The sequence below is a fragment of the Brachybacterium fresconis genome (assembly GCF_017876515.1).
In the GTDB taxonomy this organism is placed as follows: Bacteria; Actinomycetota; Actinomycetes; order Actinomycetales; family Dermabacteraceae; genus Brachybacterium; species Brachybacterium fresconis.
In genome coordinates this window covers 3,455,371-3,474,118 of the sequence record NZ_JAGIOC010000001.1, presented here as the reverse complement: position 1 = coordinate 3,474,118, position 18,748 = coordinate 3,455,371, and the positions used below count along the sequence as shown (strand labels likewise).

The 18,748-nt window shown below is 69.7% G+C and carries 17 protein-coding genes; 11 read left to right on the top strand and 6 right to left on the bottom strand.

From position 1 onward, the window contains the following. Positions 1 to 237: 237 nt before the first annotated feature. The 4 genes from JOF44_RS15475 to JOF44_RS15460 all read left to right on the top strand — a co-directional run bounded on the left by JOF44_RS15475 (position 238) and on the right by JOF44_RS15460 (position 4,534). Positions 238 to 1,179: a carbohydrate ABC transporter permease gene (locus JOF44_RS15475; protein WP_209893402.1), complete on the top strand. Its 942-nt coding sequence runs from the start codon at positions 238 to 240 to the stop codon at positions 1,177 to 1,179. Further along, positions 1,176 to 2,054: a carbohydrate ABC transporter permease gene (locus JOF44_RS15470; RefSeq protein ID WP_209893399.1), complete on the top strand. Its 879-nt coding sequence runs from the start codon at positions 1,176 to 1,178 to the stop codon at positions 2,052 to 2,054. Before JOF44_RS15475 ends, JOF44_RS15470 begins: the two co-directional genes overlap by 4 nt. A 94-nt stretch (positions 2,055 to 2,148) precedes the next feature. Beyond that, entirely contained in the window at positions 2,149 to 3,462 is a 1,314-nt protein-coding gene (locus JOF44_RS15465; RefSeq protein ID WP_209893398.1) for an ABC transporter substrate-binding protein, read from the top strand. A 46-nt stretch (positions 3,463 to 3,508) separates the two neighbouring features. Continuing rightward, positions 3,509 to 4,534, top strand: coding sequence for a LacI family DNA-binding transcriptional regulator (locus tag JOF44_RS15460; RefSeq protein ID WP_209893395.1), 1,026 nt, complete (start codon positions 3,509 to 3,511; stop codon positions 4,532 to 4,534). Between the two features lie 10 nt (positions 4,535 to 4,544). On the opposite strand, the gene JOF44_RS15455 is transcribed toward JOF44_RS15460, so the two are convergent. From JOF44_RS15455 to JOF44_RS15440, 4 genes are all read right to left on the bottom strand, one after another. Next, positions 4,545 to 5,858, bottom strand: a complete 1,314-nt coding sequence (locus JOF44_RS15455; RefSeq protein ID WP_209893392.1) for a sulfatase family protein — start codon at positions 5,856 to 5,858, stop codon at positions 4,545 to 4,547. A 219-nt stretch (positions 5,859 to 6,077) separates the two neighbouring features. Beyond that, positions 6,078 to 6,386: a hypothetical protein gene (locus JOF44_RS15450; protein WP_245349512.1), complete on the bottom strand. Its 309-nt coding sequence runs from the start codon at positions 6,384 to 6,386 to the stop codon at positions 6,078 to 6,080. 148 nt (positions 6,387 to 6,534) lie between these two features. Continuing rightward, on the bottom strand, positions 6,535 to 7,551 hold the full coding sequence (locus JOF44_RS15445; protein WP_209893386.1) for a serine hydrolase domain-containing protein: 1,017 nt from the start codon (positions 7,549 to 7,551) through the stop codon (positions 6,535 to 6,537). A 4-nt stretch (positions 7,552 to 7,555) separates the two neighbouring features. Next, on the bottom strand, positions 7,556 to 8,242 hold the full coding sequence (locus tag JOF44_RS15440; RefSeq protein WP_209893383.1) for a helix-turn-helix domain-containing protein: 687 nt from the start codon (positions 8,240 to 8,242) through the stop codon (positions 7,556 to 7,558). A gap of 92 nt (positions 8,243 to 8,334) precedes the next feature. Here JOF44_RS15440 and JOF44_RS15435 point away from each other — a divergent pair, with 92 nt between their 5' ends. The 5 genes from JOF44_RS15435 to JOF44_RS20825 are packed head-to-tail and all read left to right on the top strand — an operon-like array spanning position 8,335 to position 13,475. Then, the gene (locus tag JOF44_RS15435; RefSeq protein ID WP_209893380.1) at positions 8,335 to 9,870 is read left to right on the top strand and encodes an ABC transporter substrate-binding protein; all 1,536 of its coding nucleotides are present in this window, start codon (positions 8,335 to 8,337) and stop codon (positions 9,868 to 9,870) included. Then, on the top strand, positions 9,867 to 10,889 hold the full coding sequence (locus JOF44_RS15430) for an ABC transporter permease (protein ID WP_209893377.1): 1,023 nt from the start codon (positions 9,867 to 9,869) through the stop codon (positions 10,887 to 10,889). Before JOF44_RS15435 ends, JOF44_RS15430 begins: the two co-directional genes overlap by 4 nt. After that, positions 10,886 to 11,797, top strand: a complete 912-nt coding sequence (locus JOF44_RS15425) for an ABC transporter permease (protein ID WP_209893374.1) — start codon at positions 10,886 to 10,888, stop codon at positions 11,795 to 11,797. The genes JOF44_RS15430 and JOF44_RS15425 overlap by 4 nt, the downstream gene beginning before the upstream one ends. After that, positions 11,794 to 12,606 carry an ATP-binding cassette domain-containing protein gene (locus JOF44_RS20830; RefSeq protein ID WP_245348973.1) on the top strand — a complete coding sequence of 271 codons (813 nt, stop codon included), beginning with the start codon at positions 11,794 to 11,796 and terminating at the stop codon, positions 12,604 to 12,606. The genes JOF44_RS15425 and JOF44_RS20830 overlap by 4 nt, the downstream gene beginning before the upstream one ends. Further along, positions 12,603 to 13,475, top strand: coding sequence for an ABC transporter ATP-binding protein (locus JOF44_RS20825; protein ID WP_245348972.1), 873 nt, complete (start codon positions 12,603 to 12,605; stop codon positions 13,473 to 13,475). The genes JOF44_RS20830 and JOF44_RS20825 overlap by 4 nt, the downstream gene beginning before the upstream one ends. Before the next feature lie 32 nt (positions 13,476 to 13,507). Here JOF44_RS20825 and JOF44_RS15415 read toward each other — a convergent pair whose 3' ends face one another. Beyond that, on the bottom strand, positions 13,508 to 14,458 hold the full coding sequence (locus tag JOF44_RS15415) for an ROK family protein (RefSeq protein ID WP_209893371.1): 951 nt from the start codon (positions 14,456 to 14,458) through the stop codon (positions 13,508 to 13,510). Positions 14,459 to 14,507: 49 nt separating this feature from the next. Here JOF44_RS15415 and JOF44_RS15410 point away from each other — a divergent pair, with 49 nt between their 5' ends. After that, entirely contained in the window at positions 14,508 to 15,362 is an 855-nt protein-coding gene (locus JOF44_RS15410; RefSeq protein WP_209893368.1) for a creatininase family protein, read from the top strand. Beyond that, positions 15,359 to 16,477 carry a mandelate racemase/muconate lactonizing enzyme family protein gene (locus tag JOF44_RS15405; protein WP_209893366.1) on the top strand — a complete coding sequence of 373 codons (1,119 nt, stop codon included), beginning with the start codon at positions 15,359 to 15,361 and terminating at the stop codon, positions 16,475 to 16,477. The genes JOF44_RS15410 and JOF44_RS15405 overlap by 4 nt, the downstream gene beginning before the upstream one ends. Positions 16,478 to 16,502: 25 nt before the next feature. On the opposite strand, the gene JOF44_RS15400 is transcribed toward JOF44_RS15405, so the two are convergent. After that, on the bottom strand, positions 16,503 to 18,653 hold the full coding sequence (locus JOF44_RS15400) for a PhoX family protein (RefSeq protein WP_209893362.1): 2,151 nt from the start codon (positions 18,651 to 18,653) through the stop codon (positions 16,503 to 16,505). Positions 18,654 to 18,748: the final 95 nt, after the last annotated feature.

The following is an 18,748-nucleotide window of genomic DNA, read 5'->3' as shown; positions in this document are numbered from 1 at the left end:
GACCCAAGACCGGGAGTTGACCTCCTCGACCAAGGCGCCCCCGCCCACGATGCGCGCCTGACCGGTTGACGCACATCACACGTCGGTTTATCGTCTAACTGAATCCTCGCCCCTCGCGAGGACCGCACTGCTCGACCACAGGAGGCCGACCATGCGACAGGGTCGTCGCTGCACATGTCGCCGGACATCGGGAGCCGAGTGCGCCGTGTCCGCACCGACACGAACGGCGGAGCCACGATGGTGACGACCTCTCACGCGGCGGCTCCGGCACGGACCGGCGACACCTCACGTCGACCTCGACGGCGGCACGGCCTGCGGCCCCGGTGGGCGCCGTGGCTGTTCATCAGCCCGGCCATGTGCCTGTACATCGTCTTCGCCTTCGTGCCGATCGGGTGGATGCTGGTGCTGAGCTTCCAGGACGTCGCCCAGTTCGGGACCGGGGAATGGATCGGTGTCGACAACTACACCCGCATGGTCCAGGACCCGCTGTTCTGGCAGAGTCTGAAGATCACGGCCATCTTCACGGTGGGAACGGTCCCGGTGAGCATGGCGATCGGGCTGGCGCTGGCGATCGCCCTGAACCGGCCGATGCCCGGCCGAGCGATCCTGCGCACCGCCTATTTCCTGCCGATCGTCGTCTCCGGCGTGGTCACGTCGCTGATCATGTCGTGGATCTTCAACGGCGACTACGGCGTGATCAACAACGGTCTGGCGGCTCTGGGACTGGACCGGGTCCAGTGGCTCACCTCGCCCAACCTCGCCATGGTCACGCTGATCCTGGCGGTGGTGTGGACGCGCGTGGGCCTGTGCATGGTGGTGTACCTGGCGGCGCTGCAGGACATCCCCACCGACCTGCACGAGGCGGCCGCACTCGACGGAGCGACCACCTGGCAGGCGTTCCTCCGGATCGTCCTGCCGTTGCTGTCGCCGACGACGTTCCTGCTGTTCGTCATCAACGTGATCTTCTCGCTGCACGCCTTCGACATCATCTACGTGATGACCGGCGGCGGTCCCGGTTTCGCGACCACCGTCCTGCTGCAGTACATCTTCGAATCCGCCTTCACCAACGGGGAGCTGGGCTACGCCAGCGCGCTGAGCGTCGTGCTCACCATCATCCTGCTGCTGCTGGCGGTCGTGCGCAGGCAGTCCGAGCGCGCCGAAGGAGAAATGGCCGTATGAGCGCCACCGCGACCCGCATCCCGTCCCCGACGAGGCAGCCCCGCCGCCCGCGACGCGGCCTGCGCCGCCCCGGCACTCTGCTGCTGTGGCTGCTGCTGATCCTGGGCGCGATCGTCACCATCGCGCCGGTGTACTGGATCTTCGTCACCGCGGTCAGCCCGCCGGACCAGGTCAACACCCCCGAGTTCTCCCTGTGGCCCGATGCCATGCAGTGGGGCAGCTTCGCCACCGCGTTCGAGACCCAACCCATCCTCACCTGGTTCCTCAACAGCACGATCATCACCATCGGTGCCGTGATCGTCACGGTCTTCACCAGCCTGCTGGGCGGGTACGCCTTCGCCAAGTACCGCTTCCCCTGTCGTGACCTGCTGTTCGTGCTGGTGCTGGTGACGATCACCGTGCCCATCCAGGTGATCATGGTGCCCGAGTTCATCATCGTGAACTCACTGGGCATGACCGACACCCCCTGGGCCGTGATCCTCCCCCGCTCTGCGGAGGCGCTGGCCATCTTCATGGCCCGCCAGTTCATGCTCTCCATCCCCGACGAGATGATCAACGCCGCCCGCGTCGACGGCGCCGGCGAGCTGACCATCTTCTGGCGCATCGTGCTGCCGATGAGCGGGCCTCTGATCGCCGTACTGGTGATCCTCACCTTCGTGTGGCGCTGGAACGAGTTCATCTGGCCGCTGATCGCCCTGCCGTCCATCAGCAGCTACACCCTGCCGGTCGGCCTGAACTCGATGAACAGCATCTACAACTCGGCGACCGGCCCGATCATGGCCGTCAGCCTCATCTCCATCGTCCCTGTGCTCATCGTGTTCCTGCTCTTCCAGCGCCGCTTCGTCCAGGGCATGGCGAGCTCGGGACTGAAGTGAGCCGCCCGGGAGAGCACGTCCCGGCAAGGGGCAGCACCACCTGGGCCGCACCATCCGTTCGACAACCGACCAGCACCACCTGGAGGACAGAACCATGGCACGCACGATCTCCGATCTGACGCTCCCGCATCTGGGCCGGCGAGAGCTGTTCAAGGCCTCCGGGGCAGCCGCCCTGGCCGGGACCGGCACGGCCGTGATGGCCGGCTGCGGCGGCAAGGGCGGTGACGGGGAGCTCACCCACGCGACGTGGAACGTCCCCGCCTCGATGGCGACCTTCGAGGAGCTGATCACCGAGTACGACGACGGCGGCACGCCGGTCACCCTCACCTCCACCCCGGCGGACAACCCGACCTCGTGGCTGAGCACCCGCCTGGCTTCCGACACCGCCCCGGACGTGCTGACCTGGACCTACCAGAACATGGGGCGCTTCGCCGATGGCGGGCTGGTCGACCTCAGCGAGTATCTGCCATCTGGCTACGGCGAGAAGTTCCTGGGCCCGTACTGGTCCGCGGTCGAGCAGAACGGCGGCGTCTTCGGCGTCCCCCTGCACACGGACGGATGGGGGATCTTCACCAACCTCGACATCATGGAGCAGATCGGCGCCGAGGTTCCCCACGACGATTCCGAGGCCTGGAGCTGGGACGAGTTCACGCAGATCGCCACCGAGATGCAGAAGGTGACCGGCAAGTACGCCTTCAGCTGGTTCCTCGTCGGCCCCGAGACCGCCTCACGCTGGCTGCCGGTGCTGTACATGCACGGTGGCTCGCTGTTGAACGCGGACCTCACCGCTCCCGCCATCGACAGCGACGAGGGCGTCGAGGCCATCGAATGGTCCCGCACCTGGTTCGAAGACGGGCTGATGTCCCCGGAGAACAGCCTCAAGGCGAGCAAGGCCCAGACGGCCGAGACCCTGTTCGCCAACGAGCAGGTGGGCATGATGATCGCCAGCGACTTCAAGATGCTGGGACTGAAGGACAAGCTCCCCGAGGAGAGCTGGACCGTCGGGCCGCTGTTCCAGGACGTCGGCAAGGCGACGAACATGGGCGGCAACGCCCTGGTGGTGACCTCGAGCGCCGGCGATCCGGAGGCCGCCGCGAAGTACGTCGAATACATGTGCAACGACGAGAGCATGTCCCGGTTCTGCGAGGAGTCCAGCTTCGTGCCCGTGCGCGAGGACCTCGTCGGCCAGGACCTCGACTGGGTGTACCGCCCAGAGCTGATGACGGTCTTCGCCGAGAATGCCCGCACGGTCCCGGAGGAGATGGTGGCACTGCAGACGATGACGTCGTTCTCCGAGATGGCGGGGCTGCTGACGGACCAGCTGGAGCTGTGCTGGACCGGCCAGCAGAAGTCGCAGGAGACGGCCACCCGCATCTCCGACGGCCTCAAGAAGATCCTGGCGAAGTGACGGCGGAGAGCGGGATGCGCCGCAGCGACGGGATACCGTGAACGGCATGCCTCCCGCCATGCGCCGTGCCACCCAGCGCGATGTGGCCGAGCGCGCGGGAGTGTCGACGGCGACGGTCTCCTACGTGCTCAGCGGTCGCAGCGGACCCGGCAAGCCTCCGACGGCCGCCACTCACGAGAGGGTTCTGCGCGCCGCGGACGAGGTCGGATACGAGCTCAACCACATCGCGCGCAGTCTGCGCCGTCAGCGCAGCGACGTCATCGCCCTGATGTATCCGGCACCGGCCAGTCCCTGGTCGGATCGCCTGATCGAGCAACTGCAGGCCGCGGCGGATCCTCGTCACCTCACCGTGATCGCGCTGCCGGTGACGCCCACCTCCGCGGAGCACTCCGTGCTGCGGCCGCTGCGGGAGCGGATGGTCGACGGGGCGGTGCTGCTGCCCGACTGCCCGGTCGACGTCGAGGAGCTGGCCGGCATCGCCCAGCGGGGGCAGTCCCTGCTGGTCTTCCACGACGAGGCCGTTCCGGACGGCTTCGACGTGGTGCATCAGGATCGTCTCACCGCCTGCCGGGCAGGGATCGAGCGGCTGCTCGTCGCCGGGCATCGGCGGATCGCCCATCTGGCGCACGAGCGCGAGCTGGAGAATCCGGAGCGCTCGGTGAAGTTCCGCAGCTACCGGGACGCGCTGGCGGACCACGGCATCGGGCTCGACCCGGATCTCATCGTGCCGGTGGCGGACTCCCGGCAGGAGGCGCACACCGCGGTGACCTCGCTGCTGCGGTCCGCGAACCCGCCCACGGCGGTCTTCTCCGCCACCGACCGCGCCGCGATCGACGCGGTGTGGGCCGCCCGCGAGCTCGGGATCGACGTGCCCGAGCAGCTCGCCATCGTCGGCGTCGGCAACATCCCGGAAGGGGAGATCATGTCTCCGCGGCTGACCACCGTAGGGCTGCCGGAGCTCGACTTCACCGTGGAGGTGGAGCGGTTCTTCACCCGCTTGGAGGCCGCGGAGCCCCTCCCCGGAACGGTGATCCGATCCCCCTGGCACCTTCTCGCACGGGACTCCGGCTGAGCAGGTGGCGTCAGCGAAGACCGCTGGAGGGACTGACCGTCGGCCGTCGCTCCCCCGCCTGGACCATCCGCTCGAGGAGACGCTCGCGCAACGGCGCGACCACGTTCTCGTACCCCTCGCGGCCGATGAGATTGTCCAGCTCGTACGGGTCCGCCCCGAGGTCGTAGAGGTAGGCGTCCTGGTAGGTGTCGGCAGCGGCGTCCTGCCACCCGTCGGAGTCCGCGGCCGTCATCCCGTACTTCCACTCGGGCGTGCGCAGGGCGCGTCCCACCTCGGACTCGCTGATCTGGACGAACATCTCATCGGGCCGGGTGTCCTCGTCCCCGCGGACCAGCGGCATGATCGAGTGGCCCTGCAGAGCATCCGGGACGGGAAGCCCGGCCGCCTCCAGCAGCGTCGGCGGCAGGTCGACGTGGCTGATACTGCGGTCGATCGGCTCCCCGGTGTCCAGGCCCGGACCACGCAGCACGGTGGGCACGCGGATCGACACGTCGTGGCAGCTGCGCTTGTACTCCGTGTTGCGCGTCTTGAAGTGGCAGCCGTGGTCGGAGGTGAACAGCACGATGGTGTCGTCCGCCAGATCCAGCTCCTCGAGCGTGTCGCGCAGCCGGCCGAGGCATTCGTCGACCCGCTTGACCATGCCCAGGTAGCCGCCGAGGTGCTCGACGGAATTGCCCTTCAGCACCTCGAGGTCGTGCGGGACCCACGTGTCCTCGTACCGCTCGCGGTACCCGTCCGGAGCCGGGTAGTCGTCGCGGTCGTTCTGGTGGTGGGGCTCCAACAAGGACACGAAGCAGAAGAACGGTCGCTCGTGCTCCTGGCGCAGGAAGTCGATCGCGGCCCCGGTCACGGCATCGGCCCGATATCCGTCGAACTCGTGCGCCGCGCCCTCGCCGTCGTACAGCGTGGTGCGGTAGGCGTCCGACGTGAACTCCAGCAGGTTCGCGGCCATCCAGTATTCGTACCCCCCGCGCTGCTCGGGCCGCACCGGGCCCGCGGTGTCGACATCGGCCAGGTGCCACTTGCCGATGTAGGCCGTGCGGTAACCGGCCTCGCCGAACCTGTCGGCCAGGGTGGTCTCGTCCTCGGGCAGCGCAATGCCGTTGCGATAGCACCCGGTCGACGTCGGATATCGGCCCGTCTGCATCACCGCTCGGGACGGCCCGCACACCGGTTGACAGGTGAAGGAGTGGGAGAGGTGGACGCCCTCGGCAGCCATCCGGTCGAGGTTCTCCGTCAGCCCCAGCGGATTGCCATGGATCCCGGCGGTGTCCCAACGCTGTTGGTCCGTCAGCAGGACGAGAACATTGGGGTGGTGCGGCACGGTGACGTCCTTATCGTGTGAGTCGGCAGGGATGCTGGAGGGCGGACGCTGCGACACGTTTCGTCCCTTGTCCACGACTGCGGTTATTCGACTAACTGCGAGCATAGGAGACCGCGGGCGCGATGTCGACCCGTGGGTTTCCACGTTGTGATGGAGAATCCCTGCTCGAGCGGCCTCCGCGAGGTCAGGCGCGATTCCGATCCCTTCGCCGGGCGGTTCTCAGCCCCCGACGGGCCCGCCCCGCTGCGAGAGCTTCTCCCGGATCCCCCGCACCGTGCGTCCGAGGCCCGAAGCGGTGTCCTCCTCCTCGGGGGTCTCCACGAAGTCGACGATGGAGCGCATGGTCGCGAAGTCGATGCTGGGCATCCCACCCTCGAGGAGTGCTCCGATCCGCTCACCGACCAGCCGTTCGAGATTCTCGGCCGCCTCGTCGCCGCGCTTCTCGCGGGCCGTCTCGAGCCGCTCGTTCAGCAGGCGTGCCGCGACGGGCGAGGTGGGGATGGGCTCGGAGTGGCCGGCGACGGTCATCTGTTCCACGGGACGTCCCAACAAGTCGAAGATCCCCGCGCGGAGAGGTCGGTGCGCGGAGGCCGGGCGGCTGCGACCGGCTCCTCAGCACAGTACCGGGATCACTGCTCCCGGTGCCCGGGCGCCCGCGCCGCGGGCGACGATCAGATCAGGGGGCGGCACCGCCGGCGGTCTCATGGAACGCCGTTCGCACGACGTCGAACCCCCGCGGTTCCCGAGAGGGGTGCACGCGATTGGTGAGCAGCACGAACCAGCGATCCGCATCGGGATCGATCACCAGGCTGGTCCCGGTGAACCCGGTGTGGCCGAACGCCTTCGGGCCGAAATGGTCTCCGAGGTAGGTGCACTGCGCCCGCGGCCACCAGCCGAGCGGGCGACCGTCATCAGCGCCCCGCATCGCCCGGTCCATGCCCGGGGTGAACAGGTCTCCGCGCAGCAGCCCAGCACCGAGGAGGCCCAGGTCTCCGGCGGTGCCGAACAGACCCGCGTGACCGGCGATGCCGCCGAGCACCACGGCGTTCTCGTCGTGCACCTCGCCACGCACCACATGTCCGCGCCAGGGGCAGTCCTCGGTCGCGACGGCGCGGTCCGCGGGCACCGGGCCGTAGCCAGTGCTCGTCATACCGAACGGTTCCGTAATCTCCCGGGCCACGAGCTGATCCAGGGACATCCCGGCGACACGCTCCGCGACGAGTCCGAGAACGATGAATCCCATCGAGGAGTAGCGCCAGCTGCCGGAAGCGGTGAACTCCAGCTCAGCGAGCGCCTGCAGCAGCGCGGCGCGGCCTTCGTGCTCCCGCCACAGCGGGGTGGGTCCCGGGGCGCCCGAGGTGTGGGTGAGCAGAGACCGCAGGTCGGCGTGGGCCATCGGGCCCTCGGGCCAGTCCTCGAGCACCTCCCCCACCGTCGCATCGAGGTCCAGCGCGCCGCGATCGACCAGTCTCAGCAGAGCGAGGCCCACGATCGGCTTGGTGACCGAGGCCAGGTCGAACAGGGCGTCGGGCCCGATCGGCCGATGTTCGTCGCGGGCGAAGGTGCCCACCTCGCCGCTGCGCTGCACGCCGGCGCTCGTGCCGACGGCCCAGGCGGCGCCACTGAACTGGCCGTCGCCCCGCGCCCGACCCAACAGGTCCTGCACGTCGCGTCCGATCAGGTCGACCGGCATCGCGTCAGCCGACATCGCGCAGACCCTCCGGGGACCCTCCGAGGGCGCGGGCGTGCCCGGCGAGCAGCTGCGCGGCGGTGTCGTCCTGCGGGCGCATGAAGGCGAGACCCACCAGCACCAGGAAGGTGGTGCGATCAGTGCTCGCGGGAGCGGCGAGCATCCAGGTCGACGCCGTCGGGTATTCCATGAGGGACTCCGTCGCCGATCCGACCCGGGTTCCGGGTCCCGCCCCGGAGCCGACCCCGCCGAAGTCGGCGTCGTCGGCCCATAGCGGATGCCCCGGCAGCTCGTCCCCCACCTGCAGGGCGAGCGGCAGTCGCTGGGGGTTCTCGAGCCCCAGCACCACGGCCCGGCCGTCGGCGACGCCGACGCGCGCCGCGACGTGGCCCGTCGCCCGGGCGAGAGCGCCGAGAGACTCCGCGATCACCCCGCCGAGCGGGTCGTGGCGCACCACCGCAGCCGCCAGGCCCTGCAGGCGCGGGCCCGGAAGGTACAGGCCGCGCCCGGGCGAATGCGCATAGCCCTGCGTGCACAGGTCCAGCAGCAGCCGCCGCGCCGTGGCCTTGCTCGTGCCGCTGACCTCGGCCAACGCCCCCAGACGCAACGGCTCCTCGGCCGTGCCCAGGGCGTGCACCAGGGCCATGACCTTGTCCGCGACGCTGCGCGCGGAGGTGTTGACGTCGTCTCCCATGCCCACTAGCGTAAGCCACCATCGTTCCGTTCACCAGAACGCACATTCCATTCAATGGCATTCATCATCGACGATGAGAGCGAGCACCTCGCATGACATCTCTGCCTCGTCCCACCCGCCGTGACGCGTTGCGTCTGGGGGCCGGCGGTTCCGCGCTGGGCGCCCTCGCACTCACCGCCGGATGCGGGAGCGAGCCCGCAGCGGGCGATGCCCGCGCCCTGCGGATCGCCCAGAAGAGCGAGCCCACGGGGCTCGATCCGCATCTCGAGAGCGGCTTGGACGGCATGAACGTGCTCATCAACATCTTCGACACCCTCACGATGCGCGACAGCAGCAACGAACTCGTCCCGCGCCTGGCGACATCGTGGGAAGCCGTCGACGAGCACCGCTGGCGCTTCCATCTCCGCGAAGGCGTCACCTTCCACAACGGGGAGTCCTTCGACGCCGCGAGCGTGAAGTTCTCGATCGAGCGGCTCATCGACCCCGCGACCGAATCGACCATCATCGAGCTGCGCGCCGTCGACCACGTCGAGATCGTCGATGAGCACACCGTGGACATCGTCATGGCCGATCCCGACCCCGTGATCCCCGAGAAGGTCTCGCTGTTCGGCGGGGTGATGCTCCCGCCCGGCTACCTCGAGGACGTGGGGGACGAGGAGTTCGCCGCCCAGCCCGTGGGCACCGGCCCGTTCCGCTTCGTCTCCTGGCGCAAGGCCCAGCTGCTGCGCCTGGAGGCGAACGCCGAGCACTGGAACGGCCGCCCCGCCTTCGACGAGCTCCACTTCACGGCCATGCCCAATCCCGCCTCGGCGCTGGCCGGCATCCAGAGCGATGTGGTGGACATGGTCTCCGCGCTCGACCCCGAGGCCGCCCTCCAGCTCGAGGGCTACAAGGACGTCGCCCTGGACAAGTACCCCGGGATCCGCATGTACTTCGTCGTGCTCGACACCGAGCACGAGATCCTGCGCGACGAGCGCGTGCGCCGCGCCCTGAACCACGCCGTGGACGTGCCGCTGCTCATCGAAGCAGTGCTCAACGACTCCGGCCGCGAGGCGGCGACCATCGTGCCCCAGGAAGCATTCGGCTACGTGCCGGACATCCCGCCGCCCGAGCGCGATCCGGACCTCGCCCGGGAGCTGCTCGCCGAGGCCGGGCACGCGGACGGCATCGAGCTGCGCTTCACCTCCTCGAACAAGGAGCAGCTGGTCTGCGAGGCCCTCGCCGGGATGCTCGGCGACGTCGGCGTGACGCTCGACCTCGAGCTGCTCGAACCCGGCACCTTCGCCGAGCGCCTCGAATCCGACGACCCCTCCTCGCTGGGGTCGATGTACCTCACGGGCTCGACGGGATGGACCCTCGACGGAGGCGCGACGCTGCAGTCCTACATCCGCTCCGACCGCCGGCGCAGCCGCATCCGCTCGGACCATGCCGATGCTCTGATGGACACGATCGAGCAGACCATCGACCCCGATACCCGGCTCGAAGCCCTCCAGGAGATGCAGCAGTGGCTGCACGACGAGGCTCCGTTCCTGTTCCTCTACCAGGCAGACCTCGACTTCGCGACCAACGGCGAGATCACCTGGGAGCCCAACGTCAACGGCACGCTCGCGATGGAGACCGCCCGATGAGCACCTCACCCGCACCGTCCCCGTCGTCCGCCCCGTCGGCGGAGACGTCGACCGCGACGACGAGCCCGACGTCACCTGCCCCGTCCTCGCGTCGACACCTGCTCCGCGCCGCGCTCACCCGTCTGCTCTCCTCCCTCGGAGTCCTGTGGGCCGCCGTCACCGTCGTCTTCGTCCTCTCGCGAGCCTCCGGCGACCCCGTCGCCCAGCTGCTCCCGGAGAACGCGAACCCTGAACAGGTCGCCCAGATGCAGGCCACCCTGGGGCTGGACCGACCCCTGATCGTGCAGTACCTCGACTTCCTCGGCGGGCTGGTGCGCCTGGACCTCGGCGACTCCCTGCTGTACCGGGAACCGGTCACCTCCCTGATCGCCGAGCGCATCCCCGCGACCGCCCTGCTCGCGGCGGCGGCACTGCTGATCACCGTCGTGGTCGCCTTCCTCGCCGGATCGATCGCCGCGATGCGCCGCGGCACCGGCGTGGACCGCACGGTGATGGGCGCGGTGCTGGTGGGCCAGTCCACTCCGGCGTTCTGGGTGGGCATCCTGCTGGTCCTCCTGTTCGGGGTCCAGCTGAGGGTTCTGCCCGCGGCGGGTTACGGCACCCTGGCCCATCTCGTCCTGCCCGCCACGACGCTCGCGATCTTCTCCGTCGCCGTCGTCGCCCGCCTGCTGCGCTCCTCCCTCATCGAGGTCATGGGCCAGGACCACGTACGCACCGCCCGTGCCAAGGGCGCCGGAGAAGTCCGCGTGCTGCTGGGCCACTCCCTGCGCAACGCCTCGATGCCCGTGATCACCGTGCTGGGCCTCGAGCTCGGGGCACTGCTGGGCGGAGCGATCCTCACCGAGCAGATCTTCAACTGGCCCGGCATCGGCCGGCTCACGATCGACGCCATCAGCTTCCGCGACTTCCCGCTGGTCCAGGGCACCGTGGTGCTCTTCGCCGTGACATTCATCGTGGTGAACCTGCTGGTGGACCTCTCCTACGCGATCATCGACCCCCGTGTGAGGACCGAGGCATGAACGCCACCGCCCTTCCCGATCTCTCCCCCACCCATGCCGAATCCGCTGACGGACCGGGACCCGCTGACGGATCCAGCCCGTCGGTCGACCGACGTCGACGCCTCGACGTCCCCCTGCTGGCCTCGGGCGCTTTCCTCGCCCTGGTGGTGCTGCTCGCGCTCATCGGCCCACTGCTCGTCGACGACCCCGGCGAGCAGGACCTGCTGCAGCGCCTCTCCCCACCCGGCACCGACGGGCACCTGCTCGGCACCGACCAGCTGGGACGGGACGTCCTGGCCCGCCTGGTCATCGGCAGCCGGATCTCGGTGCTCGTGGGAGTGACCGCCGCGCTGCTCTCCGGCGTGATCGGCTCGATGATCGGGATCATGGCCGGCTACATGGGTGGCTGGACCGACCGTCTGCTCATGCGCCTGACGGACGTGCAGCTCGCCTTCCCCACCCTGCTGCTCGCCCTCGCCGTGATCGGCTTCGTGGGCCCGAGCCTCGCCACCGTGATCGTGGTGCTGGGAATCACCGGCTGGGTCTCCTACGCCCGGGTGCTGCGCTCCGAGGTGCTGTCCCTGCGCACGCGCGAGTTCGTCGAGGCCGCCCAGGTGATGGGCGTGCCCGCGCACCGCATCATGATCCGGCACATGCTCCCGAACGTCACCGGACCCCTCGCCACGATCCTCACCCTCCAGGTGGGCACCGTGATCCTCGCCGAGGCGGCGCTGAGCTTCCTCGGCCTCGGCATCCCCGCCACGATCGCCACCTGGGGCTCGATGCTGGCCGACGGCCAGCTGTACATGGGCACCGCCTGGTGGCTCGCCGTGTTCCCGGGCACCGCGCTGCTGCTGACCGTGCTGTCGATCAACATCGCCGGGGACGCCGTGCGCGACCGTTTCGATCCGAGGACGTACACGTCATGACCACTGCTCCCCTGCTCGAGATCTCCGACCTGCACATCTCCTTCTCCTCCCGCCGCACCGAGGTGGCCGCCGTGCGCGGCATCGACCTCACCCTCGAGGCGGGCCGCACCCTTGCGATCGTGGGCGAATCGGGCTCCGGGAAGTCGAGCACCGCCCTGTCGGTGCTGCGGCTGAACCCCGAGCCGCCGGCCGTCTACCCGCGCGGCGAGGTCCGTTTCGAGGGCACCGATCTGCTGACCCTGTCCTCGAAGCAGCTGCGCGCCGTGCGCGGACGCGACATCTCCATGGTGTTCCAGGACCCGATGGCCACCCTGAACCCATTGCGCACCGTGGGCAGCCAGCTGATGGAGGTGATGAGCATCCACCGCAGCGGCGACCGTCGCGAGCGCCGACGCCGGATGCTCGAAGCGCTCGAACAGGCCCGGGTGCCGCAGCCCGAGCGGCGCTCGGCCCAGTACCCGCACCAGCTCTCCGGCGGTCTGCGCCAGCGGGTCATGATCGCCATGGCCCTGATGAGCAGACCGCGACTTCTGATCGCCGATGAGCCCACCACCGCTCTGGACGTCACCACCCAGGCGGAGATCCTCGACCTCCTGCGCACCCTGCAGGCCGAGACCGGCATGGGAATCCTGCTGATCACCCACGACCTCGGGGTGGTCGCCTCGGTCGCCGATCGCGTGGCCGTCCTGCACGACGGGGTGCTGGCCGAGCAGGGGGACGCGCTCCAGATGTTCGAGCACCCCCAGCACGACTACACCCGCAGCCTCCTCGCCGCCACCCCGCGCCTGGAGATCGGAGCGACCGCATGAGCCCCCACGACCACGACGCCCCGCTGATCACGGTCCGCGGGGTGGGCAAGACCTTCCGGCAGCACCGCCGGGAGAACACGGTGCTCACCGACATCGACCTCGACATCCACGCCGGCGAGACCCTGGCGCTGGTCGGCGAGTCCGGCTCCGGCAAGACCACCCTCGCTCGCATCATCGTGGGTCTCGCCGAGCCCACCGGGGGCCGGGTGCTCACCCTCGGGGAGGATCTCGCGACCGGCCGTCGACGTTCCTCGGCGCAGCGGGCACGCACGGTCCAGATGGTCTTCCAGGACCCGTACGCGAGCATGAACCCGCGAATGCGGATCCGGGACGTCATCGCGGAGGGCCTGATCACCCACCGCCGCGGTGAGCTCGGCGCCGATGGGATCCGGGCCGAGGTCTCGCGCCTGCTGGAGGCTGTCGATCTCGACCCGGACCTGGCACGACGCTTCCCCCACGAGTGCTCCGGCGGCCAGCGCCAGCGCATCGCGATCGCCCGCGCACTCGCCCTGGAACCTCAGCTGCTCGTGCTCGACGAACCCACGAGCGCCCTGGACGTCTCGGTGCAGGCGACGATCCTGGACCTGCTGCGGGATCTGCAGGAGCGCATGGGGGTCGCCTACCTGTTCGTCAGCCATGACCTCGCCGTGGTCTCCGGGATCGCCGACCGCGTCGCTGTGATGGCGGACGGCAGGATCGAGGAGATCGGCCCCTGCCGCGAGGTGCTGTCGGCACCGTCGTCGGCCGTGACCCGACGCCTGCTGGACTCGATCGCGCACCCCGATCCGCGCCGGGCGAACCCGGCACTCGCGAGCACCGGAGCCGGACGAGCCGACAGGGCCGACGGGGCCGCCGGGGCCGACGCATGATCTCGACGGAAGGGCGCCCGGGGCCGTGCCACTCAGCCGATCGACGGCAGCCCGCGATGCAGCAGCAGCGCCACTCCGCCCAACAGGGTGGAGTCGTCCTCTCCGAGGGAGGTCGTCACCAGACGGGGCTCGGTCTCCCCGCCCGTGCGGGAGAGATCCCGCAGGGTCTCCAGGATCGTGGCCCGGAATCCGTCCGAGGCCTGAGCTGCCTCCCCGTGCAGGATGAACAGGCCGGGCATGCACAGCTGCTGGATGTTCGCGAGTCCCACGGCGATGTTCCGCGCGTACTCCGAGACCACTGCGGCAGCCCGCGGGTCCGATGTGGCCCGCTTCTCCCAGCCGGCGAGGTCCTGGTCGGGGATCTCGAGGGGCCGCCCCTGCTCCCGCAGCCAGGCAGTGGTCGCTATCGTGCGCCAGCAGCCGCGCTTGCCGCAGCTGCAGGTGATCTGACCGGCGGCCACGGTCATGTGCGCCCCGCTGCGACCGCCGTCGGGCGCGAGGATCATGCCCTGGTAGAGGATCCCCACCCCGAGGGTGCTGCCGGTGGCGACGGACGCGAACGTCTCCTCACCTTGGCCGGCCCCGAAGTAGTGATCGCCCTGGACCTGCAGCCGCGCCCGGTGCTCCAGCAGCGTCGGCGCCCCCACCACCGTGTGCAGATGCTCCGCGATCGCGCAGCCCTCGAGGCTCGGCATGTCCACGACCTGCACCATCGTGCCGTGCGCGGTGTCCAGGACGCCGCCGGCGGAGATCACGCAGCCGCCCAGTCTGCTGCTGCGCGCCAGACCCGTTGCGACGCGGTCCACCTCGGCCAGGATCTTCACCCGCGGGGCCGACGGGTCGAATCTCGCCTCCCGCCGCGCCCGGAACCGTCCGGCCGGGTCGATCAGCGCCCCCTGCACCCGTCCCGGCAGCAGTTCCAGGGCGAGGAAGGAGCCGTTCCGTGAGGCGGGCGGCTCGAACGACAGGACACGACCGGACATGCGCACACAGTAACCGCGCCGGGAGACGACCACGACAGAGGAGGACCCCATGACTCGACTGACCTCACTGCGACGACAGGACGTCGCCGAGCTCGCCCCCCGCAGCGTCGCCGTGCTGCCGATCGGCTCCCTCGAGCAGCACGGCGAGCACCTGCCGCTGGGCACCGACTCCCTGCTCGTGGAGGCCGTGGTCGACCGAGCCCTCGGTGAGCGCGAGGACGCGGTGCTGTGCCCCACGCTGCCCTACGGCTTCAGCGGGCACCACCAGTTCGCCGTCGCCCTCAGCCTGCCACCACGGACCTTGCTTGACGTGCTCTCCGCGCTGCTGGACTCCCTGGTGGCCGCAGGGTTCCGACGGATCCTCGTGGTCAACGGCCACGGCGGGAACATCGAGATGATGAGCCAGGCCGTGAAGCTCGCCGCGCTCGAGCACCCGATCCTCGCCGCCTGCTGCAGCTACTGGCAGCTGGTCACGAACACTTCCGGCGGTCCGGGCCATGCGGGGCGCTTCGAGACCGATCTGATGAGCGCGGCCCACCCCGCCCTGGTCGGCCCGGACGGCCACGGCCCGACCGAGCTGCCGCTGTTCGACCAGGAGCTGGTGCCCGGCCTCCACCTCGAACGCCACGGCGAATGGCCGCGCACCGGCGGGGTCACCGACCCTCCCGGTGACGGAGACCCCACTCGCGGAGAGGCCACGCTCACCGAGGCGGCGGCCGCGCTGGAGGCCTGCCTCGACGCACTGCTCACCTCCGCCCTGCCTCCGGAGGCGGACACTTCCGAGCGCGCAGCAGGCACCCCCGAGGACACAGCAGGCGCCCGCTCAGGCGCCGCACCTCCTGATCGCACTTTCGGCAACCCCCAGCGCGCAGCAGGCACCCCCGACGAAGGAGAGACCGCATGAAGATCGTCGACCTCGAGGTCAGCGTGGTGAACCTGCCGATGCGCAAGGGATTCACCTCGTCGTTCGAGACCAAACAGGGAGAGACCCGCACCATCGTGCGGATGACCACCGACGACGGCCTGGTGGGCTGGGGCGAGACGATGTGGGGCGCTCCCGTGGCGCGTCTGGTGCGCCAGCTGGCCGACGACGTGATCGGCACCGACCCCCGTGCCCTGGAAGCCTTCCACGCCCGCCACCGCATGCTGCCCTTCTTCCACGGGTACCTGGGTTATGCGGCCCTCGCCGCGATCGACGTGGCGTGCTGGGACCTGCTTGGCAAGGCCGCGGGGATGGGCGTGGTGGACCTGCTCGGCGGGCGGGTGCGCGAACAGATCCCGCTGACCGCGCTGATCACCCGTTCCGACGGCGACGAGCGCGACTACCCCGGCTCCCTCGCCGACGCCACCGAGCAGGTCGTCGACGAGCACGGCTTCACCGCCGTGAAGCTCAAGGGCAGCACCGATGCCCGGTCCGATGTCGCGATCATGCAGGCCCTGCGCGAGCGGCTTCCTCAGGTGGAGCTGCGCGTGGACCCCAACGCCGCCTGGAGCGTGCCCGAGTCGATCCGCGCCGGGCATGCTCTGGAGCCGCTGGGGCTGGAGTACCTCGAGGACCCCTGCCAGGGACTCGAGCAGATGGCGCGGGTCGCCGAGGCGGTGCGGATCCCGTTGTGCACCAACATGTGCGTGGTGCGCTGGGAGGATCTCGCCCCTGCCGTGCGTCTGAACGCGGTGCAGGTCATCCACGGGGACGTCTACAAGTGGGGCGGGATCGCGATCACCAAGCACCTGGCCGCCCACTGCGACGCCTTCGGACTGGGCATGAACCTGCACAGCGGCGGCGAGCTCGGCATCGCCACCGCCGCCCACCTCGCGATCGTGGCCAGCACCCCTGTGCTCTCCAGCGCGATCGACTCCATGTATTACCTGCACGACGACGACATCATCGACCCCCTGTCCTTCGAGGGCGGCTGCCTCCGCGTACCCGACGGGGTGGGGCTCGGGGTCGAGGTCGACGAGGACAAGCTCGCCCACTACAGGGCGCTGAACGCGCGCGAGGGGGATTACACGGGGTGAGGTGAGTGCGGTACGGGCCCTCGGCTCAGTTGCCCCGGCCGCTGTTGTTGCCTGGCCCGCGATTGTCCGCGCCCCGGCCCTTGCCGTTGCCCGGTGCGCCGGTCCCGCCGCCGCGGCCGTTGTTGTGGCCCGGCCCGCGCGGCGGGGTGTCATCCCCGCGGCCCGTCCGGTACGTCTGGACCACCGCCGGGCGCGGCAGCAGCTCGGAGAACTCCTGATAGGGGAACTGCGAGCGCTGCGCGCCCCACTCGCCGTCCTCGCCCGGGTGCTGGACGGCGACGACGACCAGACCGTCCTCGTCGTAGACGTTCGGGCCGCAGACCTCGGCGTCGCGCGGGACGGAGAGGAACTGCTCGGTGTAGCCGCGATCCTGCCCCTCCAGCGTGACCCGGAAGAGCCCGTCGTTGTAGCCGATGCCGTCGGGGGCACCATCAGTGGAGACCCAGAGGTTGCCCACCGAGTCGAAGGCCAGGTTGTCGGGGCAGGAGATCGGCGAGACCTTGTCGATCGGGTAGCCGCCGAAGTAGACCTCGTAGTCCTCGTTCGCCGGGTCGCCCGCCACGAGCAGGAGATTCCAGGTGAACGTCGCGCCGGCCTGGCCCTCGGCCTCGATGATCTCCAGGACATGACCGTCGCGGTTCGCGGCGCGGGGGTTGACCTCGTCGACCCCGAGCTCGCCGGACTCCTCGCGGTCCCCGTTCTTGGTCAGCGAGGCGTAGATCTTGCCGGTGATCGGGCTGAACTCGACGTCCTCCGGACGGTCCATCTTCGTCGCACCGACCGCATCGGCCGCGAGACGGGTGTTGACCAGGGCCTCCTCGAGCGTGAAGCCGTCGACCAGCGAGCTCTCCCCGTCTGTCAGCTGGATCCACTCACCGGTGCCGTCGAACTCGCCGTCCTCGGGCAGGGTCCCGTGCGCGTCGACGAGCTCGGAGTCGCCGGTGAACCGTGCGACGTAGAGGCTGCCGTTGTTCAGCAGCGCCATGTTGTGGGCCCTGTCGCCATCGACGTAGGTGTCGCGGGAGACGAACTTGTAGACGTACTCGAAGGCCTGATCGTCGCCCATGTAGGCGACGGCGCGACCGTCCTCGCCGATGATCGTCGAGGCGCCCTCGTGCTTGAACCGCCCCATGGCCGTGTGCTTCCTCGGGGTCGAGTCCGGATCGAAGGGGTCGACCTCCACGATCCAGCCGTAGCGGTTGGACTCGTTCACGAACCCGACGTTCGCCGTCGAGAATCGGGGATCGACGGTCTCCCATTTCCGGATGCCGTCGCCGACGCCGTACCGCCGCTGCGCCTCGGTCTGCGCGCCTCCGGCGAAATAGCCGTGGAAGTTCTCTTCGCCGGAGAGCACGGTGCCCCACGGGGTACGGCGACCGGCGCAGTTGTTGATCGTGCCCTTCACGGTGATGCCGGAGGGGTCGGCGGCGGTCTGCAGCAGCTCCGCCCCGGCGGCCGGGCCGACCAGCTCGAAGTCGGTGTCGAAGGTGAAACGACGGTTGCGCTCCCCGCCGACCACGTAGGTCCAGGGACGCCCGCGCTTCGTCCGCTCGAGGTCGACCGCGGAGAGCCCGTGCGCCGCCATCTGGATCTCGATGCTCTGCCTCTCGCCCGTGGACGGCGGGACCATGAGGGCGACGTTGTCGTACTCGTGATTGTTGAACATGACGGCACGGCGGCCGTCGCAGCCGGGGACCTCGAGGATCTCGGTGTAGTCGTTGTTGTAGCCGAACTGGGTGGCGAGGGCCTCTGCCGTGGTGTTCTCCGGGTCGAACGGGGTCGAGTCCTCGAACAGCGGATCGCCGTAGCGGATGATCGGCGACCAGGTGTAGCCGCCCGGAACGCTCATCTCGTCCGCCTCCGCGTCGACCGGGGCGATCGGCGCGAAGACCAGCGGCGTGCCGGAAGGGGCGTACTCGTCGGCCGGCGGCCGGGCCTCGGCGAGGGCGGGCGAGTCCGTCAGGCTCGCGTAGGCGACGACCACGGCTCCGGCACCAGCGGCGCCGAAGAGCGCACGGCGGGAGAGGGCGGCGCTCGCGATGTCGCCGAAGTACGCGTTCCCGCTGGTGTTGCACGCGGCGTGGGCGCACTGGTTCCCGCACTTGAGCGCGCAGGTGACCGCTGAGCGCTTGCCGCGCGTGCGCCCCGTCATCAGCAGGGGGAGGTCGATCGGCATGACGAGATCCTTGTCGTCCGGAGACATGTGATCCGCACCACGCTAACAAATGGCGACGATCAGCCCGTCGTACGCCGATGACTCACCAAGCTTCC